At 53.8% G+C, this 16393-nt stretch carries 16 protein-coding genes and 1 tRNA gene; 8 read left to right on the top strand and 9 right to left on the bottom strand.

Features of this window, described 5'->3' with window-relative positions:
• The first annotated feature begins 120 nt into the window (after positions 1-120).
• The 4 genes from AB1F12_RS08485 to AB1F12_RS08470 all read left to right on the top strand — a co-directional run bounded on the left by AB1F12_RS08485 (position 121) and on the right by AB1F12_RS08470 (position 3678).
• The gene (locus AB1F12_RS08485) at positions 121-831 is read left to right on the top strand and encodes a hypothetical protein (RefSeq protein WP_368183452.1); all 711 of its coding nucleotides are present in this window, start codon (positions 121-123) and stop codon (positions 829-831) included.
• A 90-nt stretch (positions 832-921) separates the two neighbouring features.
• Positions 922-2964 (top strand): ASKHA domain-containing protein, encoded by a 2043-nt coding sequence (locus AB1F12_RS08480; RefSeq protein WP_368183449.1) that lies wholly within the window; start codon positions 922-924, stop codon positions 2962-2964.
• A 116-nt stretch (positions 2965-3080) separates the two neighbouring features.
• Positions 3081-3154: transfer RNA gene (locus AB1F12_RS08475), tRNA-Gly, on the top strand.
• 38 nt (positions 3155-3192) lie between these two features.
• A complete protein-coding gene (locus AB1F12_RS08470; protein WP_368183447.1) occupies positions 3193-3678 on the top strand; it encodes an acyl-CoA thioesterase in 486 nt (161 codons plus the stop codon).
• On the opposite strand, the gene pgi is transcribed toward AB1F12_RS08470, so the two are convergent.
• From pgi to AB1F12_RS08450, 4 genes are all read right to left on the bottom strand, one after another.
• On the bottom strand, positions 3675-5282 hold the full coding sequence (gene pgi, locus AB1F12_RS08465) for a glucose-6-phosphate isomerase (RefSeq protein ID WP_368183446.1): 1608 nt from the start codon (positions 5280-5282) through the stop codon (positions 3675-3677). The two genes, AB1F12_RS08470 and pgi, sit on opposite strands and share 4 nt — an antisense overlap.
• A gap of 15 nt (positions 5283-5297) precedes the next feature.
• The gene (gene pgl / locus AB1F12_RS08460; RefSeq protein WP_368183444.1) at positions 5298-5969 is read right to left on the bottom strand and encodes a 6-phosphogluconolactonase; all 672 of its coding nucleotides are present in this window, start codon (positions 5967-5969) and stop codon (positions 5298-5300) included.
• A gap of 78 nt (positions 5970-6047) precedes the next feature.
• Complete coding sequence (gene zwf / locus AB1F12_RS08455) at positions 6048-7502, bottom strand: glucose-6-phosphate dehydrogenase (RefSeq protein ID WP_368183441.1); 1455 nt, start codon at positions 7500-7502, stop codon at positions 6048-6050.
• 117 nt (positions 7503-7619) lie between these two features.
• Complete coding sequence (locus AB1F12_RS08450; protein WP_368183439.1) at positions 7620-8219, bottom strand: HNH endonuclease; 600 nt, start codon at positions 8217-8219, stop codon at positions 7620-7622.
• A gap of 211 nt (positions 8220-8430) precedes the next feature.
• Here AB1F12_RS08450 and AB1F12_RS08445 point away from each other — a divergent pair, with 211 nt between their 5' ends.
• Entirely contained in the window at positions 8431-8985 is a 555-nt protein-coding gene (locus AB1F12_RS08445) for a pseudouridine synthase (protein ID WP_368183437.1), read from the top strand.
• A 10-nt stretch (positions 8986-8995) separates the two neighbouring features.
• On the opposite strand, the gene AB1F12_RS08440 is transcribed toward AB1F12_RS08445, so the two are convergent.
• The 5 genes from AB1F12_RS08440 to AB1F12_RS08420 are packed head-to-tail and all read right to left on the bottom strand — an operon-like array spanning position 8996 to position 12895.
• Entirely contained in the window at positions 8996-9751 is a 756-nt protein-coding gene (locus AB1F12_RS08440; protein WP_368188189.1) for a GGDEF domain-containing protein, read from the bottom strand.
• A 59-nt stretch (positions 9752-9810) separates the two neighbouring features.
• On the bottom strand, positions 9811-10479 hold the full coding sequence (locus AB1F12_RS08435; protein ID WP_368188187.1) for an alpha/beta hydrolase: 669 nt from the start codon (positions 10477-10479) through the stop codon (positions 9811-9813).
• Positions 10476-11105 (bottom strand): DNA-3-methyladenine glycosylase, encoded by a 630-nt coding sequence (locus AB1F12_RS08430; RefSeq protein ID WP_368188185.1) that lies wholly within the window; start codon positions 11103-11105, stop codon positions 10476-10478. The genes AB1F12_RS08435 and AB1F12_RS08430 overlap by 4 nt, the downstream gene beginning before the upstream one ends.
• Positions 11102-11830 (bottom strand): cobalt-precorrin-6A reductase, encoded by a 729-nt coding sequence (locus AB1F12_RS08425; RefSeq protein ID WP_368188183.1) that lies wholly within the window; start codon positions 11828-11830, stop codon positions 11102-11104. The genes AB1F12_RS08430 and AB1F12_RS08425 overlap by 4 nt, the downstream gene beginning before the upstream one ends.
• Positions 11831-12895 (bottom strand): cobalt-precorrin-5B (C(1))-methyltransferase, encoded by a 1065-nt coding sequence (locus AB1F12_RS08420; protein ID WP_368188180.1) that lies wholly within the window; start codon positions 12893-12895, stop codon positions 11831-11833.
• Between the two features lie 97 nt (positions 12896-12992).
• Between AB1F12_RS08420 and cobA the strand changes: the two genes are divergently transcribed.
• Genes cobA through AB1F12_RS08405 form a run of 3 tightly spaced genes read left to right on the top strand, consistent with a single transcriptional unit; the run spans position 12993 to position 16385 of the window.
• Positions 12993-13838, top strand: a complete 846-nt coding sequence (gene cobA, locus AB1F12_RS08415; protein WP_368188178.1) for a uroporphyrinogen-III C-methyltransferase — start codon at positions 12993-12995, stop codon at positions 13836-13838.
• Positions 13839-13850: 12 nt separating this feature from the next.
• Positions 13851-15116: a cobyrinate a,c-diamide synthase gene (locus AB1F12_RS08410; protein ID WP_368188176.1), complete on the top strand. Its 1266-nt coding sequence runs from the start codon at positions 13851-13853 to the stop codon at positions 15114-15116.
• Between the two features lie 54 nt (positions 15117-15170).
• On the top strand, positions 15171-16385 hold the full coding sequence (locus AB1F12_RS08405; protein ID WP_368188175.1) for an MFS transporter: 1215 nt from the start codon (positions 15171-15173) through the stop codon (positions 16383-16385).
• The last annotated feature ends 8 nt before the right edge of the window (positions 16386-16393 follow it).

Here is a 16393-nt window from a genome sequence, read left to right as displayed (position 1 = left end):
ACCCGATCTGTGGAACCCCCTTTGCACAGAACGGGGCTGGAAATTAGCATTCTTTATACTTTTCATTGAAAAAGATGATTTGAACGGGTCATTTGGACCATTGTCGCGCAAGATGCCCCTATGATCGAAAATGGACCACACCGGGATGCGGAATTTATCCCACCACCATGGCGCCAATCTGCAGGGCGGATTTTGGTGCGGCTTTGTGTTGCTGGGGCTGTGATTGCATTGGCCAATTGGTCCATTTCATGGATCATGATGATGCAAAGCGGCGGGTCGGCCACAACCTTTGTTTTGGTGATGCTGGTTTATGCACTGCTGATCAGCCTGCCATTTGTGCCTGGCATCGAAATAGGAATTGGCGTGGTGATCATGATGGGGCCGCAAACCGCGCCTTGGGTATGGTTGGCGACGTTTGGCGGGCTGACCCTGGCGTTTTTTGCCGGTTATATGCTGTCACATGACCGTTTATATCAATTTTTCGCTGATTTCAGGATGCGCCGCGCCTGTCTGTTGATCCAACGTTTTGCCGATGTGCCACAGGCCAATCGGCTGGATCATCTGAGGCAAAACCTGCCTAAATGGCTGCGTCCCTTGGCGACGTCACATCGTTATATCGCCATGGGGTTGCTGTTTAACCTGCCGGGCAACGCCTTGTTGGGCGGGGGTGGCGGTATCGCGGTGATCGCCGGAATTACGCGGATTTTCACACCATGGGTGACGGTTTTGGCCATTGGGATATCCACCCTGCCCTTTCCGCTGGTGGTTTGGTTCTGGGGGCCGGATGTCATCACAGGCGTGATGGAATGGTTTGGCACCAGCCATAAATGACGTTAAGCGACACTGACAGGACGCGTTTTTAACTTTGCTCGGGAACGTGTTGACCTATCTTGCCCAAAACCGTGATCAAAGGCCGATATTATGACCAACGACCCACTTGTGATCTTTACCCCGTCTGGCAAGCGCGGGAATTTCCCGATTGGGACCCCTATTCTAACCGCCGCCCGTCAATTGGGGGTGGATTTGGATTCCGTTTGCGGCGGGCGTGGTATTTGTTCGAAATGTCAGATTACGCCGTCTTATGGTGAATTTGCCAAACATGGCGTTACGGTTCAGCCGGATGCGCTGAGCGACTGGAACGCGGTTGAGCAACGCTATCAGGACAAACGCGGCCTGCTGGATGGGCGGCGGCTGGGCTGTCAGGCGGCGGTTCAGGGCGACGTTGTGATTGATGTGCCCCCAGAAAGTCAGGTCCACCGCCAAGTTGTGCGCAAAGCCGTGGATGCCCGCCCGATGGCGATGGATCCCGCAATCCGTCAGGTTGTCGTGGATGTGGCCGAACCGGATATGCATGAACCCACTGGTGATCTGGAACGGCTGATTGCGGCCTTGGCGGATCAATGGCAGATCACCGATATTCATGCGCCAATTTCGGTTCTGCGCGGCCTGCAACCGGCCCTGCGCAAAGGCAAATGGCAGGTCACTGTGACCCTGCACAAAGGCCATAACGCCACGCATCACACGCTGATTAATGTTGCCCCCGGCTATGACGATTCCACGCCCTACGGTTTGGCAATTGATCTGGGATCGACCACCATCGCCGCGCATTTGACCGATCTGCGCGACGGGTCTGTGGCGGCCTCATCTGGTATCATGAACCCGCAAATCCGGTTCGGAGAAGACCTGATGAGTCGGGTGTCATATGCGATGATGAACCCGGGCGGCGATCAGGAAATGACCAAATCCGTGCGCGCAGCATTGAACACGCTATCCATTGAAATTGCAGAACAAATTGACATTTCCCCTGATCAAATCCTAGAGGCGGTTTTTGTCTGCAATCCGGTCATGCATCATCTGTTGATGGGCATCGATCCGGTGGAATTGGGTCAGGCGCCTTTTGCCTTGGCCACCTCAAATTCCCTATCGATAGAGGCCCGCGATCTGGACCTAACCGCGCTCAACCCGGCCGCGCAGGTCTATATCCTGCCCTGTATCGCCGGCCATGTGGGCGCGGACGCGGCTGCGGTGGCGCTGTCGGAACAACCGGGCCAATCCGACGATCTGGTGTTGATCGTCGATGTGGGCACCAATGCCGAAATTCTGCTGGGCGATAAAACCCGCGTTCTGGCCTGTTCATCCCCCACCGGTCCCGCCTTTGAAGGGGCGCAGATTTCGTCAGGCCAACGCGCCGCCCCCGGTGCGATTGAACGGGTTGAAATTGACCCCGTCACCAAAGAACCGCGTTTCCGGGTCATTGGCAGCGACATCTGGTCAGACGAACCCGGCTTTGATGCGGCCATCGCCGTGTCCGGCATCACTGGCATCTGTGGATCAGGCATTATCGAAGCGGTGGCTGAAATGCGCATCGCGGGGCTGCTGGATCCATCCGGGTTGATCGGATCGGCCGAAGCCACCGGAACGCCGCGCAACATCCCTGAAGGTCGCACGTATTCCTACGTCCTGCATGATGGCACAGCCGATGGCGGACCGTTGATCACCGTGACCCAAGGCGACATTCGCGCCATCCAATTGGCCAAATCCGCGCTCTATGCAGGGGCGCGTTTGTTGATGGACGAAATGGGCGTCGACAAAGTGGACCGCGTGGTGTTGGCCGGGGCGTTTGGCGCGCATATTTCGCCAAAACATGCGATGGTTTTGGGCATGATCCCAGATGCGCCATTGAACCAAGTGTTTTCGGCGGGCAATGCCGCTGGCACTGGCGCGCGGATCGCCCTGTGTTCCGTCGCTGCACGCGCCCAGATCGAAACGATGGTGCATGAGATCACCAAAGTCGAAACCGCGATTGAACCCAAATTCCAAGAGCATTTCGTCAATGCCAATGCCATCCCCCACGCCACGGATACATTCCCAGAACTGTCCGCGATTGTGACCCTGCCGCAGGTGAACTTTAACACTGGCGGCGGGGATAATGCAGGTGGACGGCGCCGACGGCGCCGCGGTTAAAGACCCATTTTGAGGGCAAAGGCGTCACATGTCGGCGCAATTGCCCTCAAATCAAATTGTCAGGTGCAATCCGACTTGACCCGCCACAGCCATCGGATTAGTCACCACCCCAGCGAGCGGGTATGGTGAAAAGGTATCACGGCAGCTTCCCAAGCTTTAGTTACGAGTTCGATTCTCGTTACCCGCTCCAATTTTACCCATTCCCATTGTCCAATGGAAATATCCGCGATGTCTGTGCCGTATCACACCCCTTTTGATAAAACCGATCTGGCCAATCTGGGGATCACGGATGCATGGAGTTTTGGCATCGCGGATCGCACCCATTGGTCGGACATGGATCCATTGGCGCATGTGAACAACGCCGCCTATCTCAGCTGGTTTGAAAATGTCCGGCTTGCATGGTTATCCGCGCGTAAGTTGTCCTATTTTGGCCCCGGACAGCCGAAATTTGTCATTCGTCAGGTTGGCATCGACTATCTGGGCGAAATGCACATGAACGAAGATTACGTGGTTACGTCACGCGTGCGCGATTATCGTCGCACATCGTTCACCATGGATTATGCCGTTTATGCGCTGCGTGATGGTCAGCCGGTTTTGTGCACCACGTCACATGCCGTTTTGGTTCTGTTGGCCCCAGAAGGCGGCAAAATGGCGCTGACACCCGACCTGATCACCATCCTGACCAAACAAGATGGCGCAATCAGCGCGGTCTAAAGCCCGTTTTTACGCAGCATCGCAACCAGATTAGCGGTTGAGCCATCTTTGCCGGATGCATCCGCCCCTTCAACAATGGGTTGCAGGGCTGTGGCCAATTCTTTGCCCAGCTCAACGCCCCATTGATCATAGGAATTCAGGCCCAGAACCACGCCTTCGACGAAAACGCGATGTTCATATAGCGCGATAATCTGCCCCAGCATAAACGGATCCAGCAACGGATAGGCCAACGTCGTAGATGGGCGATTGCCGGGGAAAACCCGATGATGCGCTTGACGTTCCAACTCTTCTCCGGTGAATTTATCGGCAACTTTTGCGCGGGCCTGTTCCAGATCGCGCCCCTTCATCAGGGCTTCGGATTGGGCAAGGCAATTGGCGACAAGCAATTGATGTTGATGATGTAAGTCATCCTCATGACCACGGGCCGCGACCAGAAATTCACAGGGAATGACCCGCGTGCCTTGGTGGATCAACTGATAAAAGGCGTGCTGACCGTTGGTGCCGGGTTCACCCCAGACAACAGGCCCGGACTGCACCGGTAAATCAGCGCCATCCATGCTGACACCTTTGCCGTTACTTTCCATTTCCAGCTGCTGCAAATAGGCAGGCAGGCGCAATAGGTTGTTATCATAGGGCAATACGGCGCGCGTGGCATAATCACAGACCTGATTGTGCCAGATCCCGACCAAAGCCAACATCGCAGGCAGGTTTTCCTGCCAGTCCGCCGCGCAAAAATGCCGATCCATCGCCTGACCACCCCGCAAAAACGCGCGGAACGCATCCGGTCCAATCGCGATCATCAGCGACAGGCCAATCGGCCCCCACATGGAATAACGCCCACCAACCCAATCCTCAAAGCCAAACACCCGTTCTGGGGCAATGCCAAAAGCGCCGGTTTTATCCGCCGCCGTGCTGAGGGCGGCAAATTGATGACCGGGATTGCCGACCAGATCGCTCATCCAGGCCATAGCCGTGCGGGCATTGGTCATGGTTTCGATGGTGGTAAAGGTTTTTGAGGCCACAATCACCAGTGTCGTGGCCGGATCACAAACGCGCAAAACACCTGCAATATCAGAGGGATCAACGTTAGACACAAAGTGACAACGCGGCCCGTCCGCATATGGGGCCAAAGCCTTCACTGCCATGGCCGGACCCAGGTCGGACCCACCGATACCGATATTGATCACGTCGGTAATTTTACCGCCCGCGCCCATATAGGACCCATCGCGCACTACCTCGGCAAAGGCGGCCATACGGTCGAGCGTTTCCAAAATGTCGGGCATGACGTCTTGGCCGTCAACATGAACCGGGCCGCCATCCAGATTGCGCAAGGCAGTGTGCAAAACGGCGCGGGTTTCGGTTTCATTGATCAGCGCACCGGCAAACATCGCGTCGCGTTTTTCAGCCACACCAGTTTGGGTCAGCAGATCAATCAACAAGTCCCGCGCGGCGCTGTCGATATTGGTTTTGGAATAATCCAGCACCAGATCCCCCATTTGCGCTGAAAAATCCTGCGCACGATCTGGGGTGTCGGGCGCGTCAAACAGGGTTTCAAAGCGGCGATGAGCGATCGATTTCTGGTGGTTGCGCAGCGTGTCAAACATGGTTTTGAATTGCCTCTAGCTTTCGGCCCAATGGATTGTTGCACCCTTTAGGATCGCTGCAACGGGTGCGTCTTCGGGTTGTAATTTTTGCGCAGCCTCCAGGGCTTCGCGTTTGTCATTGCCTTTGATGAGAATGTGTTTGTTTATCGCTGCATTCAACACTTTGGCAGATAGCGTAATCCGCGGCTCTCCTGCGCCGGGCGCACGCATGGGCACCAAAATCGCATCCCCATGCAGCGCTTCGTGTAATTGATCCGCACCGGGGAAAATGGACGCTGTGTGCATGTCTGCCCCCATGCCTAACAGGCAAATATCGATGGGCAATGCGGGCGCGATCTGGGCTTCTAATTCATTGATCACCGCCTCTGGAATGTCGGCATTGGCATATAGCGGCAGCAATTGCGCGGCGGCGGCACGGTCGGTTAAAAACCGCTGCCGTAACAAACGCGTGTTGGACCGGTCAGAGGTTTCAGGAACCCAACGTTCATCGGTTAACATCACCCGAACATTGGCCCAATTCAGGTCCACACCGCTGAGCACATCAAAAATCGGACCCGGCGTGGTTCCACCCGGCACCGCAAAGGTGACTTTGTCGCCTTGGAACAACGCATTTTCCAACTCGCCGGCCAAAATATTGGCCAGATCCATCATCATCATTTCGCCATCGGCATATTCGATCAGCTTCATGGGTTGTCCTATCGTTTGTTGCAACAGCGCTACCAAACCGGCCGCGCCCTGCCCTTTATTCTAAACGTCCCCAGATGGTTACGCTTTGATCTCATGCCATCTTCGGCCATCCCGATGCAACAACATCAATGAATCCTCTGGGCCGGATGACCCGGTATCATATTCTTTGGGCACGTCATTGCGTTCCTGCCAGCCATTGATGATCGGATCGGTCCATGACCACGCGGCTTCGACTTCGTCACCGCGCATAAACAGGGTTTGGTTGCCACGGATCACATCCATAATCAGTCGTTCATACGCATCCGACCCGCCATCCGCATCCGGGCCCAACGCATCAGCAAAGGTCATGTCCAAAGGCACATCCACCAGTCGCATCCCGCCCGGTCCCGGTTCCTTGATTGTCACTTGCAAATCAATGCCTTCATTGGGTTGCAACCGAATGGTCAGAATGTTGCGGTGGCGCGCCTCGTCGCCTTCAAAAATCGAATGACCTAAATCCTTAAATACCACGGAAATTTCGGAATTCCGCGCCTTTAGGCGTTTGCCCGTGCGCATATAAAATGGCACGCCCGCCCAACGCCAATTGTTGATATGGCATTTCAGCGCAACAAAGCTTTCTGTGTGGGATCGTGGATTTTCTGCGTCATCACGATAGTTCTGGGTCTTGTCCGTCGCATTATACTGGCCACGTACGATTTGATGGTAATCAACAGGCTGTAAGGCACGGATAACCTTTAGCTTTTCGTCCCGAACTGCGTCCGCTTCGAACATGCTGGGCGGTTCCATCGCAATCAGACACAGCAATTGCATCAGATGGTTTTGCACCATATCGCGCATCGCGCCGGATTTGTCATAATACCCGCCGCGCCCCCCAACGCCGACCGTTTCGGCCACCGTGATCTGGATGTGATCAACGTAGTGATTGTTCCAAAGCGGTTCAAACAGCACATTACCAAACCGTACCGCCATCAGGTTTTGAACTGTTTCTTTGCCCAGATAATGATCGATCCGGTAAATCTGTTGCTCGTCAAAATGTAACGCCAAGGTTTCGTTCAATGCGCGTGCGGTTTCCAGATCACGCCCAAAGGGTTTTTCAACCACAATCCGGCTCTGAGCATCGGCGATTTTGTGCAGATGCAAACGTTCCGCCAGATCGCCAAATAGGCCCGGCCCGACCGAGAAATAGAAGGCGCGAATAACGTCAGGTTTCATCAAACCGGCCAGATCGGCCCAGCCGTCAGTGCCGCGCGCGTCAACCTGCACATAATGCAGCTGCTTTAAGAACCGGCTCAGGCATTCGGTATCTTTGGCTTCTGCACCACCAAATTCAGTGATGGCGCCCGCAACCATGTCACGATATTCTGCGTCATCCAAATTGGATCGCGCAGCGCCAATTATCCGAGCGTTTTCAGGCATTTGCCCGCCAAGGAAACGGCGGAATAAACCCGGCAAAATCTTGCGTCTTGCCAAATCCCCTGTGCCGCCAAAAATGACCAGATCAAAACATTCGACCGGAATGATACGTGATACCATTGGGGTTCTCCTGTGGCTTTCGCGGCGTTCGAGTGACGTTAGCGCTAACGAAGCCTTCCTAATGAACATAGAAACCAAAGTCTAGCAGCGAGTTGGCCAAAAGAATGTACTAATTTATTAGGCGTCCAATTCCGCATCCCAATACAGAAAATCCATCCAGCTTTCATGTAGGAAATTTGGTGGAAATTTACGACCCGTGTTTCGCAGAACCTCAGCAGTGGGTTGGCGGGGTGGTTTTTGCAAACTCATACCGCAATGACGCAAACTTTGGGATCCTTTGCGTAGATTGCACCGTGAACAAGCCGCCACGACATTTTCCCAAGACGTCACGCCACCGCGCGCGCGCGGCACCACATGATCAAAGGTTAAATCCCCACGCGCACCGCAATATTGGCAGCAAAATTCGTCCCTTAGAAACAAATTAAAGCGCGTGAAGGCCACGCGCTTTTGAGGTTTTACATAATCCTTCAGAACAACAACGGAGGGAATTTTAAGCTCTGTTGATGGCGAATGAACCACTTCTTCATATTCAGCGACGATATCCACACGATCCAACCACGCCGCTTTTATTGCCTCTTGCCAAGGCCATAGGGATAGCGGGTAGTAGGATAATGGGCGATAATCTGCATTGAGAACAAGGGCTGGAAACTTCTTTAACCCGCCGGATTCCCTGACAAAATGGGATCGGAAATCGGTATTATTTGTTACATGACCCATCGCAATTGCATCCCTGCCCTGTCTACCATCCGGCATCAGAGCGGGAGCCCCGCCCCTGCCATATATTGACTATATCGCGCGATTATCGCCTGACAACCCCTACATATAGTCTGCACAAACATAGAATTAGGGACAATTCGTAACCTTGGTATGACAATGCCATCAATATTCCGCACTTGCCCAAATCACGACGGCCTGACACATATTCGGCATGAGCAAATTAATCATGTTTAACAAACCATTCGATGTTCTTTCACAATTCACCGATAAAGGGACCGAAAACGGGCCTCGGCGGACATTGTCGGATTTTATCGATGTCAAAGGTGTCTATCCGGCTGGGCGCTTGGATCGAGACAGCGAAGGCCTGATGCTGTTGACCGATGACGGGCGATTGCAGGCAAAAATTTCAAATCCAAAACACAAGATGCCCAAAACCTATTGGGCCCAAGTGGAAGGCATTCCTGACGCGGAGGCCATTCGAAAACTACAACAAGGTGTGACGCTAAAAGACGGGATCACCCTGCCCGCACGGGCACAGATCATTGATGAACCAGTCCATTTATGGCCCCGCACCCCGCCCATTCGGGTGCGTAAATCGATCCCAGACACTTGGATCGCACTGACGTTGCGGGAAGGGCGAAATCGACAGGTGCGCCGAATGACGGCCGCCGTTGGGCATCCCACATTGCGGTTAATCCGCGCACAAATCGGCGCGTGGCGGCTAGATGATTTACCTGTGGGTCAATGGTCTGAAATAAAAGAGTGACATCAGCGTCTTACCCTTTTTGATGTATGATCAATTGGGCACGTCCAGATCGTTTCGCATGATACATGGCCGCATCCGCGCGTCGCAAAATACTCTTTGGGCTGTCCCCGGTTTTAGGTCGACAGGCACCGACCGAAACGGTCACTTTTAACCGATGCTGCGGGTCTAATTCAGTCAAATTCACATGTTCAGGATGATCACGGATGTGCAAATGCGTGCCTTGGGCAATGCGCTCTCCGATTTGGATGGCGGTTTCTTTGCTGACCTGCGACAAAATAACGGCGAATTCTTCGCCCCCCATTCTGGCCACAACATCCTCTGATCTAACAATATTTCGCAACTCATCCGCCAGATGAGACAAGCAGATATCGCCCACATCATGACCGAATGTGTCATTGATCCGCTTAAAATGATCCACATCCAGCATCATCACATAATCGGCGGTGTTCTGATCCTGTCGATCGCTGAGTTCCTGCATAAAGGCGCGCCTATTCGGCAACCCTGTCAACATATCCGTGGTCGCCAAAACAGCCAGTTTATCCTGCAATGATTTCAGGTGCTGCAACCCCCATTGCGCCACAAAAACATAGGGAATTCCGATCACCAGCGCTTCGATAATTTGGCGCGTGACCTCAACCTCGGCAATGCCAAACAAGGCCGCCCGGATACCAAGGCTGGCCAAACATATCGACACCAAAAGCACAGCAAAGCTAACCCACCAATGCAGCCAGGACGATGGGGTAACAATTGCGATCAGACGTTCCATGCGTCCCTCACGTTTGAACTTTGTTACAGGTTAAGGAACAGGTCTGAACAATATGCTAATCAGCTATACCCCAACCGTTCGCGCATAAACGCTAAGGCCACGGATAATCCATCTGGGGCGATCCCATGGGCGGTGCCGTTCATGACATGTGCGTAAACTTCTTTCCATCCCGCCTGTTGAAGCGCCTCTGCCGCTTGGGGCAAGGATTGGGGTGGCACAACATCGTCCTGATCGCCGTGGATCAACAAAACCGGCGGGCGACAGACCACTTCGTCTTCTAGCAAATCAGGTTCCAACAAACGCCCCGAAAAGGCACAAATCCCAGCAACTGGATCCTCACGACGGGGGGCGACATGCAGCGCCATCATCGTGCCTTGGGAAAACCCAAACAACATCACCTGTTCGGGCAACATGTCTTCGTCGACCATCACACCGTCCAGAAATGCGTTTAGGTCGGCTTCGGCGCGAAACATGCCTTCCCGGCTTTCTTCTTCGGATGAGCCATCAATCCATGGGATCGGAAACCATTGAAACCCACCGGGCACCCCGGCGCAAAGTTCGGGCGCATCCGGCGCGATAAACATCGTATCAGGCAAATGTTCGCCCAAAGGGTCCGCCAATCCCAACAGATCAGCGCTATTAGCCCCATATCCGTGCAAAAAAATCACAACTGACCGGGTTTCCCCTGATTGGGCCTCTTTACGATTAGCGTTCAAACTGCGCGTCATGTGATCCCTTCCCGCTGCTTTTGATGTTTGTAGTAGGCCCACAGCAACCGTGCTGCAACCGATCTATAGGGAGACCAGGCCGTTGCCATGTGGCGCATTTGTTTTTCGTTTGGGCGTTCGGGCAGCGCAAACAGCATTTTCGCCCCTTCCTGCAATGCTAAATCCCCAGCGGCAAAGATATCCGCGCGACCCAAGGAAAACTTTGCGTAGATTTCGGCGGTCCAGGTGCCGATGCCAGTGACGGATGTCAATGTTTTGATCACGTCACGCGATTCTTGGTTCGGGAACGCCGCATAATCCAACTGCGCATCGGCCAAAGCTTTGGCGTATTTGATCTTTTGTCGGCTCAATCCGCAGTTTCGCAGATTGTCTTCGTCCGCTTTGCGCATTTCTGCCTCATCGGTCAGACCCGATTTGATCAACCTGTCCCAAATGGCATTGGCTGACGCAACCGAAACCTGCTGGCCCATGATCGCCTGAAGCAAGGATGCAAACCCTTGCGGTTTCAAACGCAAAGGAAGCGGCGCAAGCAATTGATAGGGTTGCAAAAACTTTGGTTCCACCTGAACAAGTTCATGGGCTGCTTTTTCGATGCAATCGGGTGAAACAATCACAGATTCATTCATAGGGACGTGATCCAATCCACAGCCTGCTGCGCCGTTTCAACCTTATGCGCATCGGGCGTTTTGGGCCGATCAATCATAATCACCTTGATCCCTAAAGCGCGTGCTGCGACCAGTTTTGACGCACTGGCCTGCCCACCGGCATTTTTGACCACCAGAACGCTAACCTTCAACCGTTTGAACAGGCGCATCTCTTCTTCTATGCTAAATGGCGGGCGGCCAATGACAAAATTCCCGTTTTCAAAGGGAAAATCCGTACCCGGGGGATCAATTTGGCGACAAAAAATCCGACATTTGTTCAAAGCCGCAAAGCGATCTAAATGCTGGCGCCCCGTTGCCAGAAACACAATATCGTCGGGTGAAACCAGATGCTGCGCTTGTGTTTCGCAAGCGATATGATGCCAATCATCGCCTTTATCCGACATCCATTTCTGCCTTAACAACAGCGCATATGGCATTGATATATCGTGACATATTCGATGCGTTCTGTCGGTAATGTTATGGGCAAAGGGATGCGTTGCATCCAACACCGCATGAATGTTTTGCGACGAAATAAACTGTTTAAACCCATCAGCGCCGCCAAACCCCCCGATTTGAACCGGAATTGGCAATGATTTGGGATGGCGTGTGGCCCCGGATAGGGTGGCAATGGCTGAAATGTTTTGCTGATGCAGCTTTTGGGCGACTTGGCGGGCCTCGGCGGTTCCGGCCAGCAACAAAACAGTCATTTACACATCACCCGCGCGCGACAGGATATTTCCTTTGCGATCAATGACCACAATATCGGCGCGCGTTCCGCAATCTTTCAACAGCTGTTCAACCTGGATCAACGCCTTTTGCGCAACAATATCAGCAAACATTCTACCTTTGTTTTCATAAACTTGTAGGGCGGTGTTCATGTCAGACATGCGCGCATCCCCCAGCCATTGTGCAATCTGGCCAAAATCAACTTGTGATCGCCCAGAATGAAGATCAATGGCACCCTGCGACAGTTTGCATATTTTGCCGATCCCACCGCCAATTGTGACCCGTTTTACGGGATGTTTTCTAAGGTATTTAAGCAACCCGCCGGCAAAATCCCCCATATCCAACATCGCCTGTTCTGGCAGGTTATATAGCGATTGAACCACCCGTTCAGACGTCGCCCCCGTGCATCCTGCCACATGGTCCAGACCCTCGGCGCGCGCCACATCCACCCCACGATGAATCGACGCGATCCAAGCCGCGCAACTAAAGGGTCGCACGATCCCGGTTGTCCCAAGAATGGACAGCCCCCCCACAATGCCCAACCGGGGATTCCATGTTTTTTCAGCAAGTTGCGCGCCGTTTTGAACAGAAATTGTAATTTTGATATCCGGGGTTTTACCAAATTCGCTGGCCAATGCAGCCACGACTTCGTCCATCATCGCACGTGGCACCGGGTTGATCGCGGCCTCGCCAACGGCGATTGGCAACCCGGGTTTCGTGACAATTCCAACGCCGGTGCCCGCTGCAAAAACGACCGCACCGTCAGAAGGTTCAACCCGAGCAGAGATCAAGGCCCCATGCGTGACATCCGGGTCGTCCCCGGCGTCTTTGATGATCGCCGCCTCTGCCCAATCCACCCCAGAACCGGTTGTGGCCAATGTGAAAACCGGCGTTTCACCGCGCGGCAATGTAATCTGAACGTCATCCGTCCAAACATCCCCCCACAGCTTAGTCAACGCGGCCTTTGTGGCCGCCGTCGCACAGGCGCCGGTGGTCCATCCACGGCGCAAGGGGCGGTTTGGGTCGGATTTCTGCGCGTTGCTCATGATTTGGGACTATAACAATACTGGTCAGGACGCCAATCTGTGATTTCACGTCGTTTGTTGTCTTTCCCCCGCCCGCGACGCAGGTCATAAAGACCCCATGACTGACTCTTTGCCTGAATATGATTGGCCCCAATTGCAACCTGGATGGGTTTGGCTGTGTGGGGCGGGACCCGGTGATCCGGGATTGCTGACATTACATGCGCTAAATGCCCTGCGGCAGGCGGATGTGGTGATTTATGACGCATTGGTCCAAGAGGGAATTCTGGATTGGGCCCCTCAGGCAGAGCATGTCTATGCAGGTAAACGAGGTGGCAAACCCTCTGCTAAACAGCGGGATATTTCGCTGAAACTGGTTGATCTGGCCCAAGCAGGCAAGAAAGTTCTGCGCCTCAAAGGCGGCGATCCCTTTGTGTTTGGTCGTGGCGGCGAAGAGGCGCAAACGCTGATCCAACACGATGTGCCCGTGCGCATAATTCCCGGCATCAGCGCCGGTATTGGCGGATTGGCCTATGCGGGCATTCCAGTGACCCACCGCGATGTGAACCAATCCGTTACCTTTGTGACGGGTCATGATCAGACCGGGGATGCACCGTCGTCCTTGGATTGGGATGGGATCGCCCGCGGATCCCAAGTGATCGTCATCTATATGGGCATGAAACATATCGCGCGCATTTCAGCTGACCTGATAAAGGCCGGGCGCGGCCAAGATGAACCCGTCGCTGTGGTTGCCAATGCGACCACAGATGACCAGCAAGTGCTTGAAACAACGTTGGGAAATGTCGTTTCCGACCTGCAAGGATCAGAGCTTGAACCGCCTGCGATCATCTGTGTGGGACGGTCCGTTCAAATGCGGCAAGTGCTGGATTGGCAAGGACAGCTAAACGGAATTGCACCGCGCAATCTGGATCCGTTGGGGCGCGGGAAACCCGCCGAAAACGGCTAGGTTGGGCACAAAATGCGGGGCCTCATTTTTTCTGCGCCCGGGTCTGGATCCGGTAAAACCACAATCACGTTGGGGGTTTTGCGTGCGTTAACACGACGCGGAACGGCTGTGCGTGCCGCCAAATCAGGGCCAGATTACATCGATCCGCGGTTTCATGAGGCGGCCTGTGGCAATGCATGTGTCAATCTTGATGCATGGGCGATGAAAAAACAACGCATCCGGGCCTTGGCGCAGTCTGAAATCCCGTTGATCATCGAAGGCGCGATGGGGCTGTTTGATGGTGCCCCCCCGGATGGGGATGGCGCCACCGCAGATTTGGCCCGTATTTTGGGATTGCCGGTGGTATTGATCGTGGATGCATCGCATATGGCCCAATCCATTGCGGCGGTGGTGCGTGGATTTTCGGATCATGATCCCGAAACCCGTGTCATGGGCGTGATCCTGAACAAAGTCGGATCATCGCGCCACGAACGCATGTTACGCCGCGCGCTCACTCCATTGGGATTGCCCATTTTGGGCGCTGTTTATCGCACACAGTCGATCACCATGCCGTCGCGTCATCTGGGTCTGGTGCAAGCCGCCGAAAACCCGGATTTAAACGCCTTTTTGGATCATGCGGCCGATGTGGTCGAAGCTGCGATCGATCTAGATCAGCTTTGTGAACTGATGCGCCCCTTGCCCGTCGCACCTGTGTCAAAAAAAATGCCCCCCCCAGCACAGAACATCGCCATCGCACATGATGCAGCATTTGCATTCAGCTATCCCCATATTCTGGGCGATTGGCGGCAATCTGGCGCCAGTTTGATCCTCTTTTCCCCGCTAAATAATGAACCGGTTCCTGATTGTGATTTTGTGTTTTTGCCGGGGGGCTATCCTGAATTGCACGCTGCCCAATTGGCACAGGCAGATCGGTTTTTGTCTAGCTTAATAAACGCCGCGCAACATTCTGATATTTATGGGGAATGTGGGGGGTATATGGTGTTGGGCAACTCGATTACGGACGCCGATGGTAACCGACATAACATGGCCGGTCTGCTGAATTTAGACACCAGCTTTGCCAGCCGAAAACTGCATCTTGGATATCGGTCATTGACGCCTTTGGGGGGCGTGTTTTCGCAGCCATTGAACGGGCATGAATTTCATTATTCGACCGAACTTTTTGCGCAGGGCGATCCTTTGTTCAAATCCAAAGACGCTGAAGGTCAAAGCCTACCCGATATGGGACTGATTTCTGGGCGTGTTTCAGGGTCATATGCACATGTGATTGATGTGGCTTAACGCGCATTAAGTCATCGCTTGAACTTTGCTGACAGCAGCGTTACCGAATATCTCATGCACACAGTGAATGATAAAATCGCCCGGCGTAACGTCTTTTTCCTTGTCGCCGCTCAGGCGTTGCTGGGCGCGCAAATGCCCATGATTTTTGTTGTCGGGGGATTGGCCGGGGGCATGTTGGCGTCAAATGCCTGTTTTGCCACGCTACCGATTTCGTTGATTGTGTTCGGGTCCATGACAACCGCGCCATGGCTGTCGCCTTTGATGCAAAAACGGGGGCGGAAATTTGGGTTTTTCCTGGGCGCATTGGCGGGGGCCTGTGGCGCTGGTTTGGCGGCCTTTGCGCTTTATATTGGGTCATTTCCGTTGATGTTGGTCGGGTCCTATTTCACAGGTATCTATATGTCTGCGCAGGGTTTTTACCGGTTTGCAGCCACGGATGTCGCATCAGCTGACTATCAACCCAAAGCGATTTCTTATGTGATGGCGGGCGGTTTGTTATCCGCCCTGATCGGTCCCCAACTAAACAAAGAAGTGCAGATGGCCTTTGTTGTACCATTTCTGGGCACCTACCTGACCATTATTGCGATCAATTTGGTGGGGATGTTGCTGTTTTTGGGTCTGAGACTGCCCAAGCCTGACGCAAATGCGGCGGCAACAAACACCATGCCCGCACGCAGCAAACGTGATCTGCTGCGCGATCCCAAAATCATCGTCGCGATGATCGTTGGAATGGTGTCTTATGCCTTGATGAATTTGGTGATGACGTCCACGCCATTGGCCGTTGTTGGATGCGGATTTGGCGAAGATCTGGCCAACGACATAGTGTCAGCACATGTTTTGGCGATGTATGTTCCCAGCTTTTTCACCGGCCATTTGATTGCACGATTTGGAACGACCAAAATCATGTCCGCAGGGTTGGCCATTTTGGCGTCAGCGGGATGTGTGGCGTTGATGGGTGTGGAATTGATCAATTTCTTTGTTGCATTGATCCTACTGGGGATCGGTTGGAACTTTGGCTTTATCGGGGCCACCACATTGTTGGCCTCCGCGCACCAACCGGGGGAACGTGGCGTGGTTCAGGGGCTCAACGACATGATCGTGTTTGGTTGCGTGACCATGGCGTCGCTGGCGTCGGGTGGCTTAATGAATTGTTCGGGCGGGTCCGCCGTGGATGGTTGGTCGGCGGTGAACCTTGCGATGACACCGTTTTTGGCATTGGCCGGGGGCGCGCTGATCTGGCTGGTGATGAAGCCACGTTCGGTGCGATAATCATAACG

It is taken from the genome of Aestuariibius sp. HNIBRBA575 (genome assembly GCF_040932005.1).
In the GTDB taxonomy this organism is placed as follows: domain Bacteria; phylum Pseudomonadota; class Alphaproteobacteria; order Rhodobacterales; family Rhodobacteraceae; genus CANLNM01.
Note: the sequence above shows the minus strand (reverse complement) of the source record. Positions and strands in the feature narration are given on the sequence as shown.

What these genes read in the sequence shown, in the direction of transcription:
- cobA (WP_368188178.1), top strand. Translation starts at nt 12,993, where the DNA reads ATGACTGACTCTTTGCCTGAATATGATTGGCCCCAATTGCAACCTGGA.
- AB1F12_RS08425 (WP_368188183.1), bottom strand. Translation starts at nt 11,830, where the DNA reads ATGACTGTTTTGTTGCTGGCCGGAACCGCCGAGGCCCGCCAAGTCGCC.
- AB1F12_RS08405 (WP_368188175.1), top strand. Translation starts at nt 15,171, where the DNA reads ATGCACACAGTGAATGATAAAATCGCCCGGCGTAACGTCTTTTTCCTT.
- AB1F12_RS08445 (WP_368183437.1), top strand. Translation starts at nt 8,431, where the DNA reads ATGAGCAAATTAATCATGTTTAACAAACCATTCGATGTTCTTTCACAA.
- AB1F12_RS08470 (WP_368183447.1), top strand. Translation starts at nt 3,193, where the DNA reads ATGTCTGTGCCGTATCACACCCCTTTTGATAAAACCGATCTGGCCAAT.
- AB1F12_RS08430 (WP_368188185.1), bottom strand. Translation starts at nt 11,105, where the DNA reads ATGAATGAATCTGTGATTGTTTCACCCGATTGCATCGAAAAAGCAGCC.
- AB1F12_RS08480 (WP_368183449.1), top strand. Translation starts at nt 922, where the DNA reads ATGACCAACGACCCACTTGTGATCTTTACCCCGTCTGGCAAGCGCGGG.
- AB1F12_RS08435 (WP_368188187.1), bottom strand. Translation starts at nt 10,479, where the DNA reads ATGACGCGCAGTTTGAACGCTAATCGTAAAGAGGCCCAATCAGGGGAA.
- AB1F12_RS08485 (WP_368183452.1), top strand. Translation starts at nt 121, where the DNA reads ATGATCGAAAATGGACCACACCGGGATGCGGAATTTATCCCACCACCA.
- AB1F12_RS08420 (WP_368188180.1), bottom strand. Translation starts at nt 12,895, where the DNA reads ATGAGCAACGCGCAGAAATCCGACCCAAACCGCCCCTTGCGCCGTGGA.
- AB1F12_RS08440 (WP_368188189.1), bottom strand. Translation starts at nt 9,751, where the DNA reads ATGGAACGTCTGATCGCAATTGTTACCCCATCGTCCTGGCTGCATTGG.
- zwf (WP_368183441.1), bottom strand. Translation starts at nt 7,502, where the DNA reads ATGGTATCACGTATCATTCCGGTCGAATGTTTTGATCTGGTCATTTTT.
- pgl (WP_368183444.1), bottom strand. Translation starts at nt 5,969, where the DNA reads ATGAAGCTGATCGAATATGCCGATGGCGAAATGATGATGATGGATCTG.
- AB1F12_RS08450 (WP_368183439.1), bottom strand. Translation starts at nt 8,219, where the DNA reads ATGGGTCATGTAACAAATAATACCGATTTCCGATCCCATTTTGTCAGG.
- AB1F12_RS08410 (WP_368188176.1), top strand. Translation starts at nt 13,851, where the DNA reads ATGCGGGGCCTCATTTTTTCTGCGCCCGGGTCTGGATCCGGTAAAACC.
- pgi (WP_368183446.1), bottom strand. Translation starts at nt 5,282, where the DNA reads ATGTTTGACACGCTGCGCAACCACCAGAAATCGATCGCTCATCGCCGC.